This is a genomic window from Aporhodopirellula rubra (assembly GCF_014192335.1).
In the GTDB taxonomy this organism is placed as follows: Bacteria; Planctomycetota; Planctomycetia; order Pirellulales; family Pirellulaceae; genus Rhodopirellula; species Rhodopirellula rubra.
On record NZ_JACHXU010000030.1, the window covers coordinates 1 to 20,492 of the forward strand.

Sequence of the window (20,492 nt, forward strand, 5' to 3'; positions counted from 1 at the left end):
GCTAGGCGAAGCGTTTTGAACCGCGACGAACGAAGCAATATGAAAGAGAAAGTGACGCAACCGTCGCATCCACGCGAAGTCAAATCCTTATTGGTACTACCGATGCGTCGATGTGGGACATTAGTATCACTCGCTCGGGCGATGTCGGCGAACCGCAAACGGCATCGGAAGCAAACCCAGGCGGGACACCCAACAAGACAACGAACGCGAACAACCCGGCGTCAAACGCCACACCCGGACCGCCCGATGGTAACGGAGGTGTGGTTCCGGCGACGCGGATCAGCGTGCGATGGGCGGGGGGCCCCGAAACCCAGGCTCCATCGACAGTTCGTTTGCGTTTGCAGTTGCGACAATTTCCGCCCGAGGCCACCGCGACGGAACCGTGGGTGCTGACCGTGCCGCAGGTCGCCGGTGCGATCGGACACCGGGGCCAAGTCACCATTCGTACCGCCAGCGATCATCGTTTGCGGTGGCGGCCGCGGTTGGGAATCGATGCGATCGTTTCACAACAAGCGAGTGAAAAGAACGGTGAATTGGTGTACCCGTTCCGTTTTACACAAACCCGGTTTGAGTTGCCGGTTTGGCTGTCGGGTAAGCAGCAACAGGTTCGTTTGACCGGCGAAGCGGAATTGCAGGTGACCCGTCGTGCGGCGCGGGTCCAGATCGATTTACGTGCTGGCAGTGGCGGGATCGACCCCAAGGGGTTGCGATTGGAAACGGGGCCGTGGCGCTTACTCGGCATTACGACTGAGAGCCGGACGGCGTCATTGGAAATCAGCACCACGGGAGATCTGATCGAATGGCAGGTCGACACGCCCGACGGCAAGTGGCCGGAACGGTACCGCATCACGGCGGAGTTGTTAGCCTCGGCGACAACGGATGATTTTAGATCGTTGGTGTTGCCGCGTATTCTTTCCACTGATGCCGCGACCATCCTGAGTGATGTGCAGTTGACTGTCCTCGATGGGCGTCGCGAATCCTGGTTGGTCGATCTCGCTGAAAGCCCCACGCTGCAACGCATCAGCGGTCAGGCGGATTCGAAGTTCCGGATTCTGAGTCCGGAATCGCCGTGGTCGCTCAGCGGCAGTTTTGCGTCCCGGCCGCTGCAGTTGCAATGGTCGGGTGAGGTTTCGATGACTCAGTCGAGTGACCGATGGATGTCTCGATCGGTGTGGACGATCACGAGTCCGTTGGACCTCGAGGGGCGATTGCGGTTCGCGATCCCGACGGTGGGTTCGGGTGCGGGCGAACCGGAACCGGAAACATCCACCAGCGATGGCACAGAGACGGACCTGGCGGACGGATCGGATCCCGTTGACGAAACCGATATTGATGACGCCCTTGACGCGCTGCTCAGTGAGACCGAAACGCTCGCCGACGACAACGCCAGTCTCGAGGACGACGCCGGGCAGTGGTTGGCGACGGTCGACGGTGGACCGGCGATTGTTCGCAGCGTGGAGCAGCCCGACGGATCCAAATTCGCCGGCAGCAAAACATTCGAGATCATCTCGCCTCGTTTGGATTCGGGGACACACCGCATTGAATTGGTTTTTCAGCCGCCGATCGTGGCGGCCGTGCCAGCGGGACAACAAAGCAGTTTGCCCGACAGTCCTGCGGCTCGTGGTGAAATCGCTAGCTTGATCACGTTGCCAAGTCCGGTTGCCGACCAAGTCGATTTGAAGTCGCCACTGCGTGTGGAAATGCCGGTCGGTGTGACGGATTCCGCAGGTTTGTTCTGGCGCGTGTTACCTGAAAGCGACGGTGTGCTCGGCAACCTCCGTGATGCCGGTCGTTTCGAGTGGACGGTTGGCTCCGCATCGAGTGCTGACGTTGGGACGGAGTATTCCGATCGGTCAAATCGTTGGACGTTCAACGTTCTGCCTGACTTCCCGGTTCCAATCGTTCTGCGCAGCCGCGTGGGTGAGGAACGATTGACTGAGATCCCACGTTCGTTCTTGCGTAGCCTCGTGGGGAAACAGTTTCGACACGAACATTTGCTGGCATCGGTTCGGGGAGGTCGTCGCGTGCGGCTCGGATTGCCGTCGAGGTTGCAGACGATTCGCGTGGAAGTGATGCTCGACGGGTTGCCCGTGGCGAGCACCCGAGATGCGAGCGGGTTGCGAATCGATCTTCCCGAACGCAATGATTTTTCGACGGCCGGAGCATCGACGTTGTCTGTAGCGTCAAATGCCGATTCGACGGTGGCCTCGCAATCGGGCGACGCCGCGTCAGACACCCATTTGCTCGATGTGCGGATTTGGACCGAGGAGCCGAACAATCCGTGGTGGTCACGTTGCCAACCATTGATCCGGTTGCCGGTCGGTTCCGGATTGCAGTATTGGCAATTGGTGGTGCCGCCGGATTCGCATCTTTTCTGGGCGTCGTCGCAATCCGGGAAAGCGATGCGGTGGGAGCGAGATCGATTGCGAATGGCCCGCGTGCCCGCGATCAGCGATCCGTCATTGATCCGATGGGCGTTGGATTTAGATTGGCAACTGAGTGACGGTGGGGCCGCGGCGTTCTCGCGGGACGTTTCGGATACGGAATCGTCGGCGGAGTTAGCTTCGGCGGCAACGTCGGCAGGCAGTGCGTCCGGCGATGCGGAACTCGTGTCGAAGATGTCGCCTGATGAAATTCTTCAGGAAGCGATTCGCGAATCAATGTCGAATTCCACTTTTACGGTTCCCGGTAATCGCTATCTGTTCTTTGCAGGAAATGTGTTCTCATTCGACACGATTACAATCTCGCGAACGATCCTGTGGCTGGCCGTGGGCGGGTTTGTGTTATTGCTCGCATCGGCGTTCCAGTGGTTCCCGTCACTCCATCATCCGTTGGTGGCATTTGTGTTGGCGATCGCGTTGGCCGGGTTGTTGGTGATCGCACCCGATGGTGTCGTGTTGACGGCTCAATTGGTCATGATTTCGTTGACGTTAGTGGCAGTCTTCTATGCTGTATCCGCGGTCGCGGTACCACGTACGGGCCAACGTGTGTTGCAACCTCGAACGACGGGCCGGGATAGCGTGACGCGTCGTGGTGACGGATCGCGTCGTGGTGAATCTGAAACGGGAGTGGGCAACACGCCGAGCCGCGAATCTCGCGGCGGTCAGACCGAGACGCAAGACTTCGATCCGCGATACACGCCGGGGTCATCCGACCCAACTCCTTCGGCCGTCCCCACGGCCAGTCTCGCGAAACCAACGCAAGAAAACGCGGACGACGGATCGGCTTCCCGTTCAGGCGTCTTCGATGTGTCCGATCCGGATTCGTCGGAGGCCATTCGGTGATCACGCTGTCCCGTTCCGTTGCAGGGACGTCTTGGCCGCGGCATCGCGTCCGTTGGCGGAACCTCGCGTTTTCCCTCTTCATCGCGGCCTTGTCCTCCGCTTGGCTCGCCTCGGTTTCGTACGCGCAAACCGTTCCGCCGGTCGACCAACCCGTTGAAAAGCAACCAGCGGACGAAAAAAAGACCGTTGCGGCTATTTCGTCAGAGGAAACCGATGCGTCAGAGGAGACGGGTGCACCGGACGAGATCAGCGCAGCTGAGGACGCATCGGCGGATCCCGCCACCGAGAAAATGAACGCGGGCGATGCCGATTTGAAAGGGGACGGTGATGTATCTGACGAGCCCATGGAGGCGGAACCTGAAGAGACGGATGAAGAAGCCGAAGCGATCGAGACACCCATGCGTCTGGATCATCCGCTCGCGGCCTCGCAGTGGCGACGACGCAAGCCGCGTTGGATCGCGTTGTATGGTTCGCAATTGGCGGACATGATTCCGCAATCGTTCCGTCCGATCTCGATCGAAGATTTAGCCGCGGCGCTGCGTGATGCGCCGCAATCGGCGTTGCAGATTTCCAATGCGCCGGTCAGTCGACTCGTGATGGTCGCTCACGTTGACGAGAATTACTTGGTCAGCCGAGCGAGCCGGTTGGTGCTGCCTCAATCCCAGGACGTCAACGAAAACGACTCGGACGAATTCGCCCGCACGCAGGTGGCCATGCGTCGTTACCGGCTCGGGCCTCTGAATCTTAATTTGATCGAAACCGATTCGGATCTCGCGGTGACCGAAAGGTTGGCCGAAACCGGCACCGAAGTCGGTGTCAAAACGGACGAACGGATCGGATCGCGAATCGTCAGTGATGTCTCGGGCGAATGTTATGCGTTGGGACCGGTTGGTGGAACGATTGACTTCGAATGGTCGTCGCGGTGTCAGCACGTCACTCGCGGGCGGCGGTGGACGCTGCGGTTGCCCGATGCGACCGTGACGCAGTTCTACCTTCGTGTGGGACAACGCGAGGTCTTGGATGCCGAAGGCGGATCGGTTGTTCGATTGGATGAACCGCCGTCGGTGGATGATCTCGGATTTGCCCTCGCCGGATCTGAAAACGATGAGTCTGCTGCGACGATTCAGCCGTCCGGCGGAAATTGGTATTTGATCGAACCAACACCGGGGCAAATGTTGACGCTGTTGTTGCGTTCCTCGAACGAGGAAAACGCGGACGACTCTCGCGGACCAACCTCGATCGCGGATGACACGTCACACGACCCCACGATGATTTCGGTGGTGCGTGGTTGTCGTTTGCAAGCACAATGGATGGGCAATCAACTGCGATGGTCGTATCGGTTGACGCTCGACGCCAATGACGAGATCGAGTTGTCGGAATTGGGGTGGGCCAATGCGGACGTGACGGCAGTTCGTCGTGACAACATCGAGGTGCCATTCGAGTGGACCGAGGGCCGTGTGCGTTGGACGAATCCGATAGGTAGCGGTTCGGCTACGAGAACAGGCACCGGGGCAACGTCGGGTAATGCGTCGACGACGTTGGTATTCGAAGGCGTTTCCAAACAGCGTGGCAAGCAGTTGTGGTTGCCTCGACCTTTGCTGCCACCGGATCAGTTTTTTGTTCCTCCTCAGACGTGGCAAATCCAGCTAGAGGTTCCGTCGTGGAGCGTTTTTAACGAAGTCCAATTGCCCGATGGGTGGAGTGTGCGAACTCTGCCCGGTGACTTCGTTCGCGCGGGCGACCGGATCGGTGTCGCGACTCCCACCGGGATGTCGGGAGAATTGTCCGCCGATCCCACGTCGACTTGGATGGCGTCGGGGCCGCCACCGAGGGCGGACGACCCGTGGTCGGTTTCTATTTCTCAAAACGACGCGTTGGTATTTGCGAATCACCAGGTGCGTTTCGAAATGGATGAAACGTCGATCCAGGCGAGAGGGAAAGTCACTATCGAAATGCCGCAAGGATCCGTTCGGCCGATCGTGCTCGAAATCCAAGACGGTTTTCAATTCGAATTTGTCGGTGTCGGCGAAGCGAGACGCAGTGTTCCGACGGGGCCGCCGGTCGGTCGCGGACGCCGATTGACGATTTGGCCGGGAGGCAACGAGGTCGTCGACAATCGTGTGTCTGTCTATGTCACCGCACGTGCTCGACGCAGCAACCTGTATCGCCGTTCCAACGACGCCGGGCAGAACGAAGCCATCGCGAAAGAGAATACTGAGCGAAACGACAACGGCGCTCAGCGAGACGTCGCCGGTGTTCTGGTCGATTCAGAGGATCTTAACGTTCCGCAGGCGGCGTCCGATTTGATCACACTACCGGGAAACGCCAACACTCCACCATCGCAACCCGATCCTGCATCGTTGCCTCGAGAGAGCGGCGTGAATCCTCCGGGGAACCGGGGCGCCGCGATCGCGGGGCAATCGATTCAGCGGGTGGACGCACTTTGGTTGATCCGGGCCGTGGATTGTCCAGGGCAAATGTTGGCGGCGATCATTCCACCCTCTAACTTGAGTTGGTCAGCCAAGGCGGCGATCGAACCTTCGCGAAAGGCATTCTCGGATTTGACGGCGGAGCAGCGACGTTTCTTTGCACCGTTGCCGGGCGATGCGATTGTGTTCGGCGGTGCGATCGAGGCGACGCCTGCGGTGTCACTCGAGAAACCCGATGTCAATTTGTCTGTTTCGTTGCGGACGTTATTACGGGGCGGACGCACGACGCCCATCGGACGTCCACTGGAACGTGTGACCCTTCAGAGTGAATCGCCGCAGCGTCCGCTGCCGAGCGATCACGTTTGGCAAACCCTCGAGGTGAAGACCGAAGGGACGGCCGGGGAAATTCGTTCGATGCGATTGCGTTTCGCGGCGGATCCGAAGTCGTCGAAAGCGAACGGGGGCGGAGACCCCACGCCGCCGCCATCTTGGTCGGCGATGCAGTGGTCAGTGCAATTGCAGGCCAATCAACCCGAATTCGCGATTGACGATGACGCGGTTACGCGGCAATTCATTGACGGTGTCAATTCATGGGAGGTCCGTGTCGCGTTACCTCCGCGGTTTACGAACCAATCGTTATTGATCGGCCGACGACGTCAACGCATCGATCATGTCGGATCAAAACTGACAATCGGTTTGCCGAATGTTCCCGATGCGGCCTCTCAATCGGCGGAAGTTTGGATCGACCCGTCGCTGCAATTGTCACGGAATTTTGATGCCTTAAAAGGCGTTCCTACGCTCGACAACGCGAAGGCGAGTCGCAGTGAACCGCTCGTGAGTTCACGGGTGCGTTGGTCTCGACCGGATGCGCCGATCGCCGAGACCGCTCGCTACCGATACGAACCCAATGACCGCCCGTGGATTGAGGTGATGCCGCGGTCGCATCATTCGCCGACCGGTTTGATCGTTGGGCAACGCCTTGCCGCGGTAGCCTCGGTCAACGGGACCGACATGCTGAAGTTGACTTGTTTGGTGCGATCCAATTCAGAGATGGAGTTGACGTACCCGCTTTCGCTGCATTTGGTTGAAGTTCGACGCGATGGCGAGTTGGTTACGCCGCGGATCATCCCCGGTCGGGGCATCGTGTTGCCTTCGCCGGTTCCGGTTAACAATGTGGCTTCGGCGGCGTTGGCACGCCCGACAACACAAGAGTCGCCGCCGCCAAAGTCGGCCCTGTCTCAATCGTCGGTGACGCCTCCGCGTTGGACGCGTTTGGAGGTCAGTTGGATTTCGCCCGCGACTCGCGGGAGTTGGTATCGATGGTTCCGTTATCCTGATATTCAACTCGATCAATTAGTCGTTGACGCTCGGCGGGAGCTGGTCGCGGCAACGGGGACAACCGTGATTCAATTGTCGGCCGCTCCGTGGGGCGTTTCGGGAATGACAAGGCCGTTGCTTTTACCGGCCGGGTTCCTCGGTTCGATCGGTTGGGTGGTTGCGTTTATCTTGTTGGGGCTTGCACGGATGGTCGGCCATCGTGGCTTCATCACGATCGCAGCGGGAATCATTTTGGCCGTATCGGCGGCATTGTTGTGGCCGAGCACGGCATTGCCGTTAATTGCGTTTGTAGCCATGCCGTTGACGCTCGCTGCATTGCAACTCGCGACGACGGATTGGATGCGAGAACGCAAAGCAGCCGAAGCGGGTTTGGGCAGTTCGAGTCTATCGAAAGCCGTTTCGCATTCCGCTGATCGCGTGTCGGGGCGGCGGGAGCCATCGAGTGCAGTGGTGCCGGTCGGTCGTGAATTCGGCGGGGCGCGTTCGCGGGGTGAACAGACGCCGAAGACTCCTCCGGCCAACACTCCGGCGCCCAACGTGCCGTCTGATTCATGGACACGAAAGTTCGATGCGGGTGAGATCATCTCGAGCGAGTTGCACACGGACGATATCGTCGGAGGTGACGGTTCGTCGCGGGAAGAATCGGAATCGGAGCCAGGCTCGGGTGACGACTTTTCGAGTTCGTCGATCGTTCCCGTCTTGATCGGTTTTGCCGTCACACTTGCGACATGGTTCGGCGGAGACAACGTCGCCGCGCAGACGCCACTGATTGGCCCACCCACGGTGGTTCCGAATGCGACCACGGTGAAAGAGAGGACGCCGCCGACGATCGATGTTTTGGTACCGCTCCAACGTGACGGCGAAATGTTGGGGAATAAAATTTACATTCCCGAGGCGTTCTACAACGAACTGTTTTTTAGTGATGTTCGTTCGCAGATCCAGTCTCCGATGATTCAGAACGTATCCTATGATTTGAAATTGCGTTCTCCTTTGCAGCCGGACGTCGGACCCGCGTTGGGGGCTTTGCCGCGTTCGGGATTTCCATCGGTTGGGACAACGGAAACCGAAGGTGGTCTGTTCGAGAGTGCCAATGAAACGAACCGGAGAAACCAGCCCGGTTTGGGAGGCAACCGAGCCTCGTTGACAGCCGAAAAACTTCGGCAAACGGGCGTTGCAAAGCTGACCGCGAAGATCGGTTTGGTGTTGCCTCCTGAAACACGTCGTTTGCGATTGCCGTATCGTTTCGAACAGGTGATCGGTGTGGCGCGGGTTCAGTCCGGAGTCGAGCGACAAACGCTGCGTTGGGGAGACGACGGCGAAGGTTGGGTGTGGGTCGAAATGCCTTCGTCCGAACGTGACTTCGAGGCGGTGCGATCCGCGGAGATTGTTTTGTCGCTGCAGTGTCAGTTCGAGTGGGAGTCGCCATGGGTGTTGGTGTCGGCAACGTTGCCGCCACTCTCCGCCGCCAATCTGAACGTGTCCGCCGGTGACGACGTCGAGTCGGTGATGTTGCAGAACCAGACGTCGAGTTGGGTGGTCGATCTTCAGTCCGATGACACTCTCGAAGGATCGCTCGCCACGTCGAGTTCAACCTCGAACGGGTATTCACAAGTTGCCGACGTCATTTATCTCGGTCCGACGCGACGGCTCAGTTTGCGGTACCAGTTCCGTGACGCAGCGTCCGATACCACAAAGTCCTCCGCCCCGACATTGCCATGGGACGATGAAAACTATTGGCAGAAGCGATTTTGGGTTCACTCGCAGGCGGGCAAGACGGTCATCGAGTGCGAGATTCAACCACGCAGTCCCTTGCCGCCCGAGGCGATTGTTGCGTTATCGACAACGGTCCCCGAAGTTCAGGGGGTGGATTCCTTTGACGATATCGACGGGCCAATCCATCCTGGTTTCGGTGAGGAAAACAGTACGGATGACGATGCGCTCGATAAAGCGACCAAGGATGCAGGAAGTGCGGCGAAACTGTTGGGCGATAATGAATCGATTGACGGTCGAGATGCTGAGTCGCGAGAAACGGCGCAATGCAAATTGCTAACTCAGCATTGGAGCCGACAGAAACCGGATAGCGGATCGGACATGCAGACTCTGCGTCTGATGTCGCTCGCCACACCGACGCGACCGATCCGGTTGGGATGGACGCTCGCGACACCGAAAGACGGTGTGTGGCGGATTCGTATGCCTAAGGTCAAGATCGGGGCAGAAGGGATTGCGGCTCGCGATGCGTTGTCCGTACCCGTCGTTACACCGGAGGGGGCTGCCGAGTTTGCTCCCGACGCGGCGTTGTCACCGCTCAGGCGTGCTGCCGATGAATCTCTTCCGTGGGTGGCCTGGACGATCGCGAATGACCTGCAACCCGATTGGTCGCAGATCGGTGGGCTCGAGCCGCTCGCGGTGGATCAATTCTATGCAAAGTGGACTGGGTACCTCAGTTCGATCAATCGTGCCGCCGTCGGGACGGTCACGGATTTGACGCTGCGGCGGATCGCGAAACCGAAAACCCCGTTGACGACCAAACACGAAATCTCAATCGATAATGATTCTCAGCGGGTTGAGTTCTTCGCCGAAGTGAACGGCCCCAAAACCGGCACGTCGACTTCGGTCGGTGCGACACGCTACGCAGTGGATCTGCCCGTTGGGGCGCGTTTGCTAGATTGGAAGTTTGAACCGATTGGCGATGAATCGGCCACCGCGTTTGCGGCGAATGGCCAAACCAACGGAGCGGGTGAGTTCCCGGGCGGAACGGAATTCGACGACGCATCATCTATTCCGCTGGACCGCAATTCGAACGGATCGACCAACGAGTCGGGCACCCAGCCCGTCGTCCAACCGTGGACGGTTTCGAAACGTGGAAAGATCACAACACTTCTGCTGACCAGTGATCAGGTCGGATTTCGAGTCAAAGTTAACGCGGTGTTGCCGCTTTCTGCGGGCGGCAGAGACAACCGGCTGCCGTTGATGCACCTCACCAAAATCATGAAAGCGGGAGACGGGGCGCAGGCCGACGATCGCGACGAGAGCACTGATTTCGATCAGTCACACGAATTGCTAATCACGCGAAGCATCGACGCGTTCGTCAATTGGACTCGCCCGGTCGGTGGTCAGAAACTCGATGCCGGTGTCGAGGATGCGGCATCGTTGCTGACGTCAGGCAAAGTGCTGGTGGATCGATTCGCGACTACTGGCCCGATTCAGGATGCCTTCGCTTCGGCCCGGTTCCGAGTGCGACGAAACAATCGGCCCTTCGACGTTGATTCGCGAATCACGTTGCGTTGGGAAGAGGGCCGATGGACGGCGCAAACCGATTGTGTGATTACGAGCGAGTATTGCCCGGATTATTTGGACATCGCGTTGCCGACACGTTGGTGTGATTCGCTGCAGATTGTGCCGTTGTGCATTTCGTCGCGGCAACCCACGCTCGATCCGGCGTTGCAGGTATTGCGATTGGAACTTCGCCGCGACGACGCGACTCCCGAGGTAGACACAGGCGGCGAGAAACCAGAGGATTCCGACGGGCAACATGTTCGCAGTTTCCGATTGATCAGTCGTCTCGCCGTGAGTGAAATCACTCGAGTCAGCGTTCCTGAAATTCGGATTATGGATGTTCGTCGGCATCGTATCGATGTCGTCGTGCCGACTCGATTGACGAACGAGCAAGTTCGATGGCGAAGTAATTTTGCCGGACCGATCGAGAAACCGCGTTGGCGAAGTGACGGGGCGTTGGAGCAATACACCAATGCCGCATCGGTCGTGTCGTCCGGTGATTCGGACGCGTCGGCATCCGGCGTCGAATCGAACGCCGAGTTATCGGTTTACGCAGTCACGAGTCCGGGGTGGTCGATCGATTTGGAAACACTGCCGCGGACCGATCGGATCGCTGAGTTGATTCACGCCGACCATCGTGTGCTCGTACGACCGCAGAGCGAACATTGGCTGATGGTCAGCCGGTTCGATCTATTGCCCGGCGACCAATCGTCGGTTCGTCTGTCGGTGCCGGCGGTGGCGGATTTGGTGGGTGTTTGGGCGGGAACTCGCGCAGCCGACCTGCGCCGGGTTTCCGGATCTCCACTGGCGTCGGGGGATACTGCGCAGAACGAGGTGACCGAAACGTCGGTGGATGCCGGGGAAGTGATTTGGGATGTTCCTTTGCCGCTGAGCCGTTTGAGCCAAACGGTTGAGGTCTTGATTGCGTTTCCCAAAGATTTGGGGAACGTCTTGATGCCGACGTTGGTCGGGTTGGCGACCGACGACACCGAGTCGAGCGTAGATTGGTGCGAGATTCCATTGCAGTCGACCGTGTTGGGGCAATCGGTTGAACCGTCGGATGAAATGATGGACGCGATTCGCAGCGACGCTGCTAAAGGTGAAGCGGTCGATGGTGAGTCGATCGGCGACGTTACAGTGGGCGGTAATACAGGTGGCGGCGGGCAATCGAGGGGAGCAATTTCCTCGATCACTTCGCAAACCCGTTTGCGATGGCTCGCGTCCTGTGTCGTTGAGGCGATTCGATCGTCCTCGGACGCACTTGCCGACCGACGTGATGAAGAAGTTGCCGTTTGGCTGCGTCCGTGGATATTGCGATATCGAATGTTGTGCGACGCAGCAGGACGTCGTATTGGTGGCCCCGTCAAAGAAAATTCCACGGACTCGGACTCGGACTCGGATGCGGTGGAATCCGATGGTACGCCCTTGCCGGCGGACTCTGACGATGTGATTTCGAAACCGCTGCTGAGTTGGGAAGAGATGGACGCGTACATCCTTTCGCAAGAGACTCGGTACTTTTCGCTCGATGCGTTTTTAGCCGATGCGGTTCCGAATCTCGATCCGAGTGTTTCCGACGGCGGGCTGCGTTCTTCGAATCCTTCATCACGTTTGGGTGATTTGGCACTCGCCGGTCGTGATTCCTCGACAACATGGTCTGACTTTCTTGCCGTGACAACGCCTCCCGGGTTTGTCGACCGTTGGACGTTTGTTTGGAAAGGCAGACGTTTGCCGGTTCAATTGCTCGCCCAGCAACGCACGCCGCTGAGTGAGTACGCTCGGCAACAGGTGCTGCGTGGCGGAATTTTCGTGGCGTTGGCTGGATTGGTTCTGATCGCGGTCTTGATTCCCCGCAATCGGTCTCGCGACGAGAAGAACGAACCGGAATTACCGGAATGGCTGCCCCGTGTGAATTGGGACCATCCGTCGTTATGGTTGTTCGTGTTGAGCGGGATTGGATTCATGTTGATGCCAATCCCGATGGCGGCGGGGCTGATGTTGGCTGCCGTCGTTCTCGGCGGTAGTGATTGGTCGCGGAAATGGATTGTGTCTCGCTTTCATCTTCGCTCTAACAATGTGGTGAAGACGGGCAGCGCGATGAAGTCAGGTAACGCGATCCATTCAGGCAACGCCATGAAATCGAACCGGGAATTGAAGTAGTGCAGCGATTGTATTTCGATCACGCCTCAACGAGTTGGCCTAAAGCCGATGGCGTGATTGAAGCGATGACGGATTTCATGCGTGAATGTGGTGCGAGTGCATCTCGAGGCGGTTATGCGGCGGCGCGTGATGCCGGTGCCCTCGTCGCCCGAACGCGTGAAGCTTTGGCACGCAGTATCGGCGCCGATGATCCACGTTGCATTTCGTTTCATGGTGGCTGCACGGCGGCACTCAATGCGGCCATTCATGGGTTAGTGCCTAACGTGGTCGGTCGCGGTCGCGAGGTGATCACATCCGCGGTCGAGCATAACGCGGTGTTGCGACCGCTGCGGTCGGCGACGTCACGCGTGGGTGCCGATCTGAACGTGATCCCGTGTGATGACGATGGGCTCGTTGATGTGTCCCGTTTGGCCGACGCTATCAGCGAGCGAACGCGAATGATCGCGTTGACTCACGCGTCGAATGTGACGGGGATGGTGCAGCCGGTGACGGAGGCGGGACGTGTCGTTGCCGATCACAATGCGAAACGTGATCCGTCGAATCAGATTGTGTTGTTGTGCGATGCTGCGCAAACGTTCGGCTATCTTCCTGTCGACGTGAGTTCCATGGGCGTTCACGTGTTGGCGGCGCCGTCGCACAAGGGCAGTGGCGGGCCGGTCGGAATCGCGATGTTGTATGTGCACCGTGATTGGCATGCTTTAATCGAGCCGACCGTTCAGGGAGGCAGTGGGCACGACGGGCTCGCCGGTGAGATGCCTAAGGAGATGCCCGGACGTCTCGAGCCCGGGACGCAGAACGTTCCCGCTATCGCGGGATGGAACGCGGCGCTCACTCGGTATTCGCCTGATCCCGATGGCATGTTGCGGCTCGCGACGTACATGCACGACGGTTTGCGAAATATCAACGGTGTGCGAGTGGTGGGAGGACGCGGGGAACTGCCGATCGCGAGTCTCGATTTCGGACCGCAGTTGTCGCCGGCCGAGGCCGCCGCGATTTTGGACGCCGAATTCGGAATCGAAGCTAGGTCGGGATACCACTGCGCCGCGTTGGTGCACGAGTGTTTGGGCACCCAAGCCGATGGGACGCTGCGTCTGAGCGGCGGGCACGGCACGACGATGGATGACGTGGATCGCGTCATCGCGGCGGTGCAAGAGATCGCCCAAGAATTGTAAACCGGGGCGGTTCTGCGGATGTGTGCCGCGCGTTAGCACGTCTCAATCACGCACGCGGTTCGGTTAATTACGCACCCAGTTATTCCTGCGGATCAGGATTTCACACGGCCCGGTTATTCACACGGCCGGATTATTTACACGGACCGGTCATTTACACGGACCGGTTATTTACAGAACCGATCATGCGCGTGGCGACTGCTCCAATTGCCCGTTGCGATTGAATCGCGTCACACCCGCTACGCCATCCAGGCGGCTTTGTAGCTGAGTCCGAGGTTCAGGATGCGTTGAATCAGGGCTTCGTAGGTGATGCCCGCGGCCTCAGCGGATTCGGCAAAGTCTTCGCCGTATTCGATGTTCGGGTTCGCGTTGGCTTCGATCACGTAGATTTCGCCCGAGGGAGTCAACCGAAGGTCCATGCGTCCGTAACCGCTCATGCTCAACGCACGGTAAACGCGTTTGCACAGTTTGAAGATTTGCTTCTCCATTGCCGGGTCGAGGTCTTTCGCGGCGTGCGTGGTGATCTCGTGGCGTTCCTGATATTTGCGGTCCCATTTCACGCGGCTCGTCGCAATGCGGGCGGCGTCCTCGGGAAGTGTTCCGAAATCCATTTCCCAAGCGGGAAAGCAAACCAGTCGGTCGTTGCCGAGTACACCACAGTAGATCTCGCGACCTTCGATGTACTGTTCCACGATTGCGTCCTCACCTGTTTTCTCATGGACGAACGCGACACGTTCAGCGAGTGCGGCATCGTTGTGAACAATCGATGCTTGGGAAATCGCGAACGACGCGTCTTCAGTGACCGATTTGACGAACAGTGGGAACGATAATCGTTGCGGGCGGCGTACCGCCCGTCCGTGTCGAAAAACAGCGAATCGCGGCGTTGGGATCCGGTGATAAGTCAGGATTTTTTTCGACAACGCTTTGTCTTTGCTCAACAGCAGTCCGCGCGGGTTGCAGCCCGTGTAGGGTTGTTGCATCAACTCGAGATAGCTGATCACGGCAAAGTCATACGTCACGACGCCGTGGAATTCCTCCAACAACATGTACGTGATGTCGGGCTCGAAATCTTTCAGCGCGTTACGGATCGGGGCCAAGTCATCATAGATGCCTAGCGGTAACACTTCGTGACCGAGGTTGCGGAGCGTTTCGCAGATATCGAATTCTGCTTTCCACGGTCCCCATTCTTTCTCGTCGATGCCTTCGAGGGATTCCGGCGGGACGTGTCCGTCTCGCACCAGTACTAGCACACGTAACTTACTCACGCGGTTTTCTCCCGCACCGATAGTAGGGCGGTGGCAGTGTGCCGGGCGTTTCTAAACTGCGACACGGTGGCCACCTTCGTGTAAGAAATTAGTAATGCGGACAGCGACCAAGATCATGGCATCGCGTTTGACTTCCTCGGCGGGGCCGCCGAGTCGCAAGTTCAGTTCGCGGCATCTCTCGATCATTTCCTGCACGACTTGGTCGATCGTGTAGGCGTTCTCGCCGGTCCATTTCGAAACCGTTCGATGCAGTTCGGTGCGAATGCGGGTCAGAAATGCGGCGGCGGTCATGTTGCGGCGATGAGCTTCTTCGGACGAAAACAGTTTGCGAAGGTCGTTGTCATAAACGCTCGGTAAGTCCAAACCGTAGTGGGTTCGTTTCCGTTCGTAATGCGTTCGCAGGGTTTTGCGGAGTCGCGAAAGTGGATCGACGGTGGCTCGAGATTGCACGACGGGTTTTTTGCCGCGGATTGAGTTCATTAACTCGTCCACCGTTTCGAGCTTTTTTATCGCGGGCCAATTCCGATACCGGGCACGCCAACGCGACCCCGGCCGCAGCCAAACTGCGAACGTCTCGGCAAAGTCTTCGAGCGGGTGTGATTGGGCGTACCACATTTCCAAGTGGTGGACGTAGTCACGGCTGGACGGTTTGGGTTGATACGATTCCGGATATGGCACCGACGACCTGCCGAACACGCGGCGATAGATCGCCCGGCGTCGCAGACGGAACGCGGTGTCGATCGCGTGTCCGGTCTCGTGACGCAAAATTTTCATGCACCATTCATGCGTTCCCCCCTCCACGTCCAGCAATTGTTTGCGTTCCAAACGCATCAGCCGGCGATGGGCGAGGTAAAACGGAATCGCGATGCCGGGGACGTCGTCGGGCGAAAACCAATCTTCACTCAACCAAAAATGCGGTTTGAATTTTAGTCCTCGTGCCGCCAATTCTTCGTTGAGCTGGGCGATGCGTTTTTCAAGAACGGTTCCGCGGATGGTCAGTTTGAGATCCGACATCCGAAGGTCGAGCAATTGTTCATCCGACAACGGCAGCAACTGCTCGTCGGCATCGTGCACGTCTTTGCGGCGAGCCAGCGGCAGTTGTTCGGGTTCGAGAGGTTTCATCCTGCGAGAACGGCGCACGCCATCGGCGGCACCGTTGCGGCTCGCTTTGGGGTTCGACCGGTTTCCTTTTACCAAAACAAACCGCCCTTCGGTCTCGGTCCCACGGTGAAGGAATTCAAGAAGGTTTCGACTTCTTCGTTTTCCGCGCCACGGTCGACGCTCATCTGCACCGAGGTGTCGGCGCCCATGCTAAATGGTGCGTATCCGACGACAAAGATCCGTCCGTCGACATGAAACGTTTCGACCTGCATTTCGCCGACAAAGCGGCTTTGGTCGACACGTCCTTTGATGCCACTGTAGCCGTTGCGTTGCCACTGCGTGCCACCGATGTAGCCGCCTTTGAGTTGTGCGGCGATCCGTTTTCGGAGCGTTTCCGCTTCGACTTCTTCGGCCGTTTCTGACATCGAGCCGAAGAAGAAACTCGATTCGGTCTTCGCACTTCTGACGGCTTTGTATTCCAGCACCGTGATGATGTCTTCGTTGGCGAGTGAAGTTCCCTGAGGCATGTAGATGACGCCGCCGGCGATTTCGACGAGGTCGTAACCGGCGGGAACGTTCGCTTTTACTGCATCGACATCGGCGACGGGTGATGAGGGGGAACCACTCTTCGGGGCGCCGGCGGTATCTCCCTCGTCGCCGCCGGAACTTGCGAGAATCGTACCGATCACGATCGCGATCAGCAAAAACATAAACGTGCCGCCGAGAATCGCCGCCAGTGCGAGTGGGCTGAGCGTGCCCTTCTTTTTCGACTTGCTGTTCCCTTCGCCTGCTTCCGGTTGGGCGGTCGGTTGGCCGATGTATTCGCCGAGTGGGTCACCCGGAATGGGGCCCTGGTACGCGGAGCGTTCGTAGGGATCGGTGGGAAAACTAGAAACGGCGACCGGGCCCGCGGTCGGAAATTGAATTTGTCCGAAATCGAAACCTTCGTCTTCGGGAGTCAGCATCTTTCGCTGGGCCCCGGGACGTGCCGACGCAGGTCGTTGTGCAGCGGGGCGTGCAGCGGGCTGTTTGGCCCCGCCGACGTTGATCACGTTTCCGCAGCCGGGACACTTAATCCGTCCGCCCGCTGGCATTTGTTTGACATTGAGCGATTTTTGGCAGCTTGGGCATTGAATGACAGGCATAAAAACCGAACGTTCAGTCCCCTCTCAAGTGTCCACGCGATCGGGAAGAGAGGGTGAGGTGAAGAGGAAACGACTCAATCGCAAATAACAGTGCCCGCATTCTAAACAGTCCACGCGTCTTTCGCGACGACAGGCGTACAATCGTTGTATCCGCCATCGACGGCACTCGCGGCCATGTGCAGGGCGTCGGTATCGGCGAGATCGTTCGAGTCCGCTCGACAACACGGCTACACTAAGGGGTAGTCAGACCGATTACCGCAACTCAACGCTAGCATGAATTCAACGTATCGTCCGATGGCATTACCCACGAAACTGTTCACAATCCTTTTCTCGTTGACGATTCTACTAGTGGGAGACGTCACAGCGTGGGCTCAGGTGACCGGTCGCGGTACCGACCCGATGCAGATTTACTACGACGCGATGCAGGCGTATCGCGACGGTGATATCGACAACGCGATCCGTGGATTCGAATACGCGGCTCGCAGCGCCCGCACGGACGTGAACGGGAAGTGGGTCGATGCGATCCCCGGTCGCGTCATGCTCGCCGAGTGTTATTGGCAACTCGGGCACCTCCCCGCCTGTCGTGTGCAACTCGATGAGGCGGCGCGGATCGCGATTCGAAACCGTGGTTGGATCGGCCAGCTCGATTTCTCGGTACTGAACCCGGGGGCTCAGATCAAACAGGCGACCAACAATTTGTGGCCGGAGGTCGCCGCGGTTCGATTGCTGCCGTTGCCACGGTCGATCCCGATTCAGCGTGGACAAGCGGTCACGGAGAGTTCGCTGGCGGCAGGAGGTGTGATCGAGTCGCCGAATATTCAGAACATTGACGCGCTCGAAATCATGCACTCGATCGCGGTCTTGATGCACCGTCGCCGTGTCCTGCTCGGACCCCTCGCCGTCGACGATCCGCTCTCACGCGAACTTCTCGAAGCGACCAAAATGCCGTCCGGCGTCAACCATCCGTTGGCCCGGAGTCTACTGCACGCGATGCGGGGTTGTGAGTATTTCGCCATTGGCGAAGACAAGACGGTGATCGATCGGGCGAGCAAGTACGCGTCGCCGGGGGGAGTTCATTCGAATACGCCGGTATTAATGCTGTGTGCGTTGAAGATCGCGTCCGGTGGCGATGATACAGGGAAACTCAATCCGGAATCGCGTGCGTTGATGGTCGCTTCGGCGTCGCAAATTACCAACGCTGCCGCTGCGTTGGAACAATATGAATGGATCGGTGAGGCATTGCAGATCGCAGTCGGTGTCGCTGATCCGGCGGGGTTGGCCCGTGTCGAGCAGACGGCGGTGCTCGCGGGACGGTCCCTCGTCCGGCAATCCCGTTTGGCGTCGTTGCATTGCTATCTCGTCGCCGCCGACGCGGCGGTCTCAGCGGGACGTCACGCGGTGGGTGCGGAACACTTTCAATCCGCGATCGCGTTGGCAACACGTCGTGATGTTGAACTGCCTCGCTTGGAGGCCTACGGCGCGTACATTGCCGCTCGATTGGCCGCAGCGAAAGGGCAACCGATCGGATCGTCGGGCGGTTCAGACATGGCGTCGGCACTGAAGGCGGTCGCCGATTTCGTGCTCGACCGGCGGGACCAGCGACGACGCGTGATCTCGATGCCGTTCATGTATCAAGCGGACATCGTGTTGGCGGGCCTCGGTGGCAACGTCGGGAACCAATCCGCGAAACGGATTTTGAGCGGATATGCCGGGCCGGTTGGGATTTCGCTGTGGCGTCAAGATCCACTCAACGCACTCGCGGCGACCTACTTTGACGATTCGGCCATGCACTCGGCGCTGATGAAAATGGCCTCGATGGAGAACAACGGGCCCGAGGTTCTGCGGCAATCCGATCGTGTGCTCGCCAAACGCTTGACGTCGCGTTTGCCGCTGCAGGGACGAATGTTGCAATTGCGAACGCTCGCCACGTCGCCCGCATACACGCTGTGGCCGTCAGGACGCGGATTGCTCGCCGACGCGCCCCCCGCGTTCACCCGATTGCGTGAGAAAACGCAAGCGTCGATTCAGGTGCCCGCCCAGGGCGACAACGTGCCGGAGCGGTCTGCTCCCGCGGCCCTCGCGATGGAAGCGGAACTGAGCGACCTGACCCTTTCGCGAGTTGCGGTTCCGGAGATCAATCCGCCCGCGATTGCGACGACCGACGTGGTCGAAGTTCCTGATGGAGTCGCGCTGCTCACGTTTGTGGTCGACTCCGGCAAAATCTTCGCCACCGCCACGCGCGACGGAACCACGCGCACATGGATGGTCCCCGCCGCCAACCGATTGCCCGCGATGGTCAACCGCTTGTTGCAAGACGTCGGCGTGTCCCGCAATCGTGGAAAGCGTCTGCCTGATTCGGATGAGGGTTGGAAATCTGCGGCCGACAAACTTCGTTCGTTCTTGATGCCCGAAAGTTCGGGATGGTCGGAAGAGGGACTCGAAAAGATCATTGTTGTCCCCGACGGACAGTTGTGGTACTTGCCGTTTGAATTGTTGCCTGCTCGTGCGATGGCCGCGGTCAAGGAAGGAGATGATGCCGGTTCGGAAGTGACGGTGCCGTTGTGGGCGGACAGTCTGCAGATCGAATACGCACCGACGCCGGGGTTTGCACTTCGCAGTGTCGGCGCCGCAACGACATCCGAACGCATCGCAATGGTCGCGAGCACGTTCTTCGCACTACGTGATTCCGAGGCCAACCAAGCAATGATCGATGATGTGATCATGCCAGCTCAGGATCCGTTGGTGACGACACCCGCGAAGGCTCCACCGACGCAGAACATTGGATTGGATATCGGTCACCTGTTGGTCGCCGCTCCCCTGACACCGAATGTGTCCGACGCGCTCTCAACGCATGTCATCCCCGTCGACAACTCATCGGGACGAACGGCGGGCCGTGGCGACTGGGACGCACTTCGTGATTGGATTCGCTATCCCGCGAGTGGTCCGCAGTCGGTCGTCATTGCCGGTCTGCGAACGAGTGCAACGACGACGAAGCTCGGCGACGGGAGCGAGTTGTTCTTCCCGCTCGCCGCGTTGCGAGCCTCGGGGGTTCGTGAAGTCGCGGTCAGTCGATGGCCGACCGGGGGATCGTCCGCGGTCACGGTGCTGACTGAGATCGTCAACGAGATCCCGCACACTTCGCTCGCCGCGGCGCTCCGGCGGGGCACCATGATGCTGCGTCAGGCGGAATTGTCGACGTCGCGTGAGCCGCTGTTGGGGAAACCCGACACCGACGTGCCGGCGATCCCGGGGGATACGCCGTTGTTCTGGTCGACTTATCTCAGTACCGGTTCGCTGGAATTGGAACCGCCGGCGACAGAAGATTGAA

Annotated in this window: 7 protein-coding genes; 4 read left to right on the top strand and 3 right to left on the bottom strand. The window is 58.9% G+C overall.

Annotation, left to right across the window (positions count from 1 at the left end; all coding sequences use genetic code 11):
- The first annotated feature begins 110 nt into the window (after window positions 1-110).
- The 3 genes from FHS27_RS27215 to FHS27_RS27225 are packed head-to-tail and all read left to right on the top strand — an operon-like array spanning window position 111 to window position 13,656.
- Window positions 111-3,284: a hypothetical protein gene (locus FHS27_RS27215; RefSeq protein ID WP_246421056.1), complete on the top strand. Its 3,174-nt coding sequence runs from the start codon at window positions 111-113 to the stop codon at window positions 3,282-3,284.
- On the top strand, window positions 3,281-12,484 hold the full coding sequence (locus FHS27_RS27220) for a hypothetical protein (RefSeq protein WP_315854709.1): 9,204 nt from the start codon (window positions 3,281-3,283) through the stop codon (window positions 12,482-12,484). The genes FHS27_RS27215 and FHS27_RS27220 overlap by 4 nt, the downstream gene beginning before the upstream one ends.
- On the top strand, window positions 12,484-13,656 hold the full coding sequence (locus tag FHS27_RS27225) for an aminotransferase class V-fold PLP-dependent enzyme (RefSeq protein WP_184309001.1): 1,173 nt from the start codon (window positions 12,484-12,486) through the stop codon (window positions 13,654-13,656). The genes FHS27_RS27220 and FHS27_RS27225 overlap by 1 nt, the downstream gene beginning before the upstream one ends.
- Window positions 13,657-13,892: 236 nt before the next feature.
- Here FHS27_RS27225 and FHS27_RS27230 read toward each other — a convergent pair whose 3' ends face one another.
- The 3 genes from FHS27_RS27230 to FHS27_RS27240 all read right to left on the bottom strand — a co-directional run bounded on the left by FHS27_RS27230 (window position 13,893) and on the right by FHS27_RS27240 (window position 17,164).
- Window positions 13,893-14,918, bottom strand: a complete 1,026-nt coding sequence (locus FHS27_RS27230) for a D-alanine--D-alanine ligase family protein (RefSeq protein WP_184309003.1) — start codon at window positions 14,916-14,918, stop codon at window positions 13,893-13,895.
- Window positions 14,919-14,969: 51 nt separating this feature from the next.
- Window positions 14,970-16,040 carry a putative zinc-binding metallopeptidase gene (locus FHS27_RS27235; protein ID WP_246421058.1) on the bottom strand — a complete coding sequence of 357 codons (1,071 nt, stop codon included), beginning with the start codon at window positions 16,038-16,040 and terminating at the stop codon, window positions 14,970-14,972.
- A gap of 68 nt (window positions 16,041-16,108) precedes the next feature.
- On the bottom strand, window positions 16,109-17,164 hold the full coding sequence (locus FHS27_RS27240; RefSeq protein WP_184309007.1) for a hypothetical protein: 1,056 nt from the start codon (window positions 17,162-17,164) through the stop codon (window positions 16,109-16,111).
- Window positions 17,165-17,458: 294 nt separating this feature from the next.
- On the opposite strand from FHS27_RS27240, the gene FHS27_RS27245 reads away from it, so the two are divergent.
- Entirely contained in the window at window positions 17,459-20,491 is a 3,033-nt protein-coding gene (locus FHS27_RS27245) for a CHAT domain-containing protein (RefSeq protein ID WP_246421059.1), read from the top strand.
- Window position 20,492 lies beyond the last annotated feature (1 nt).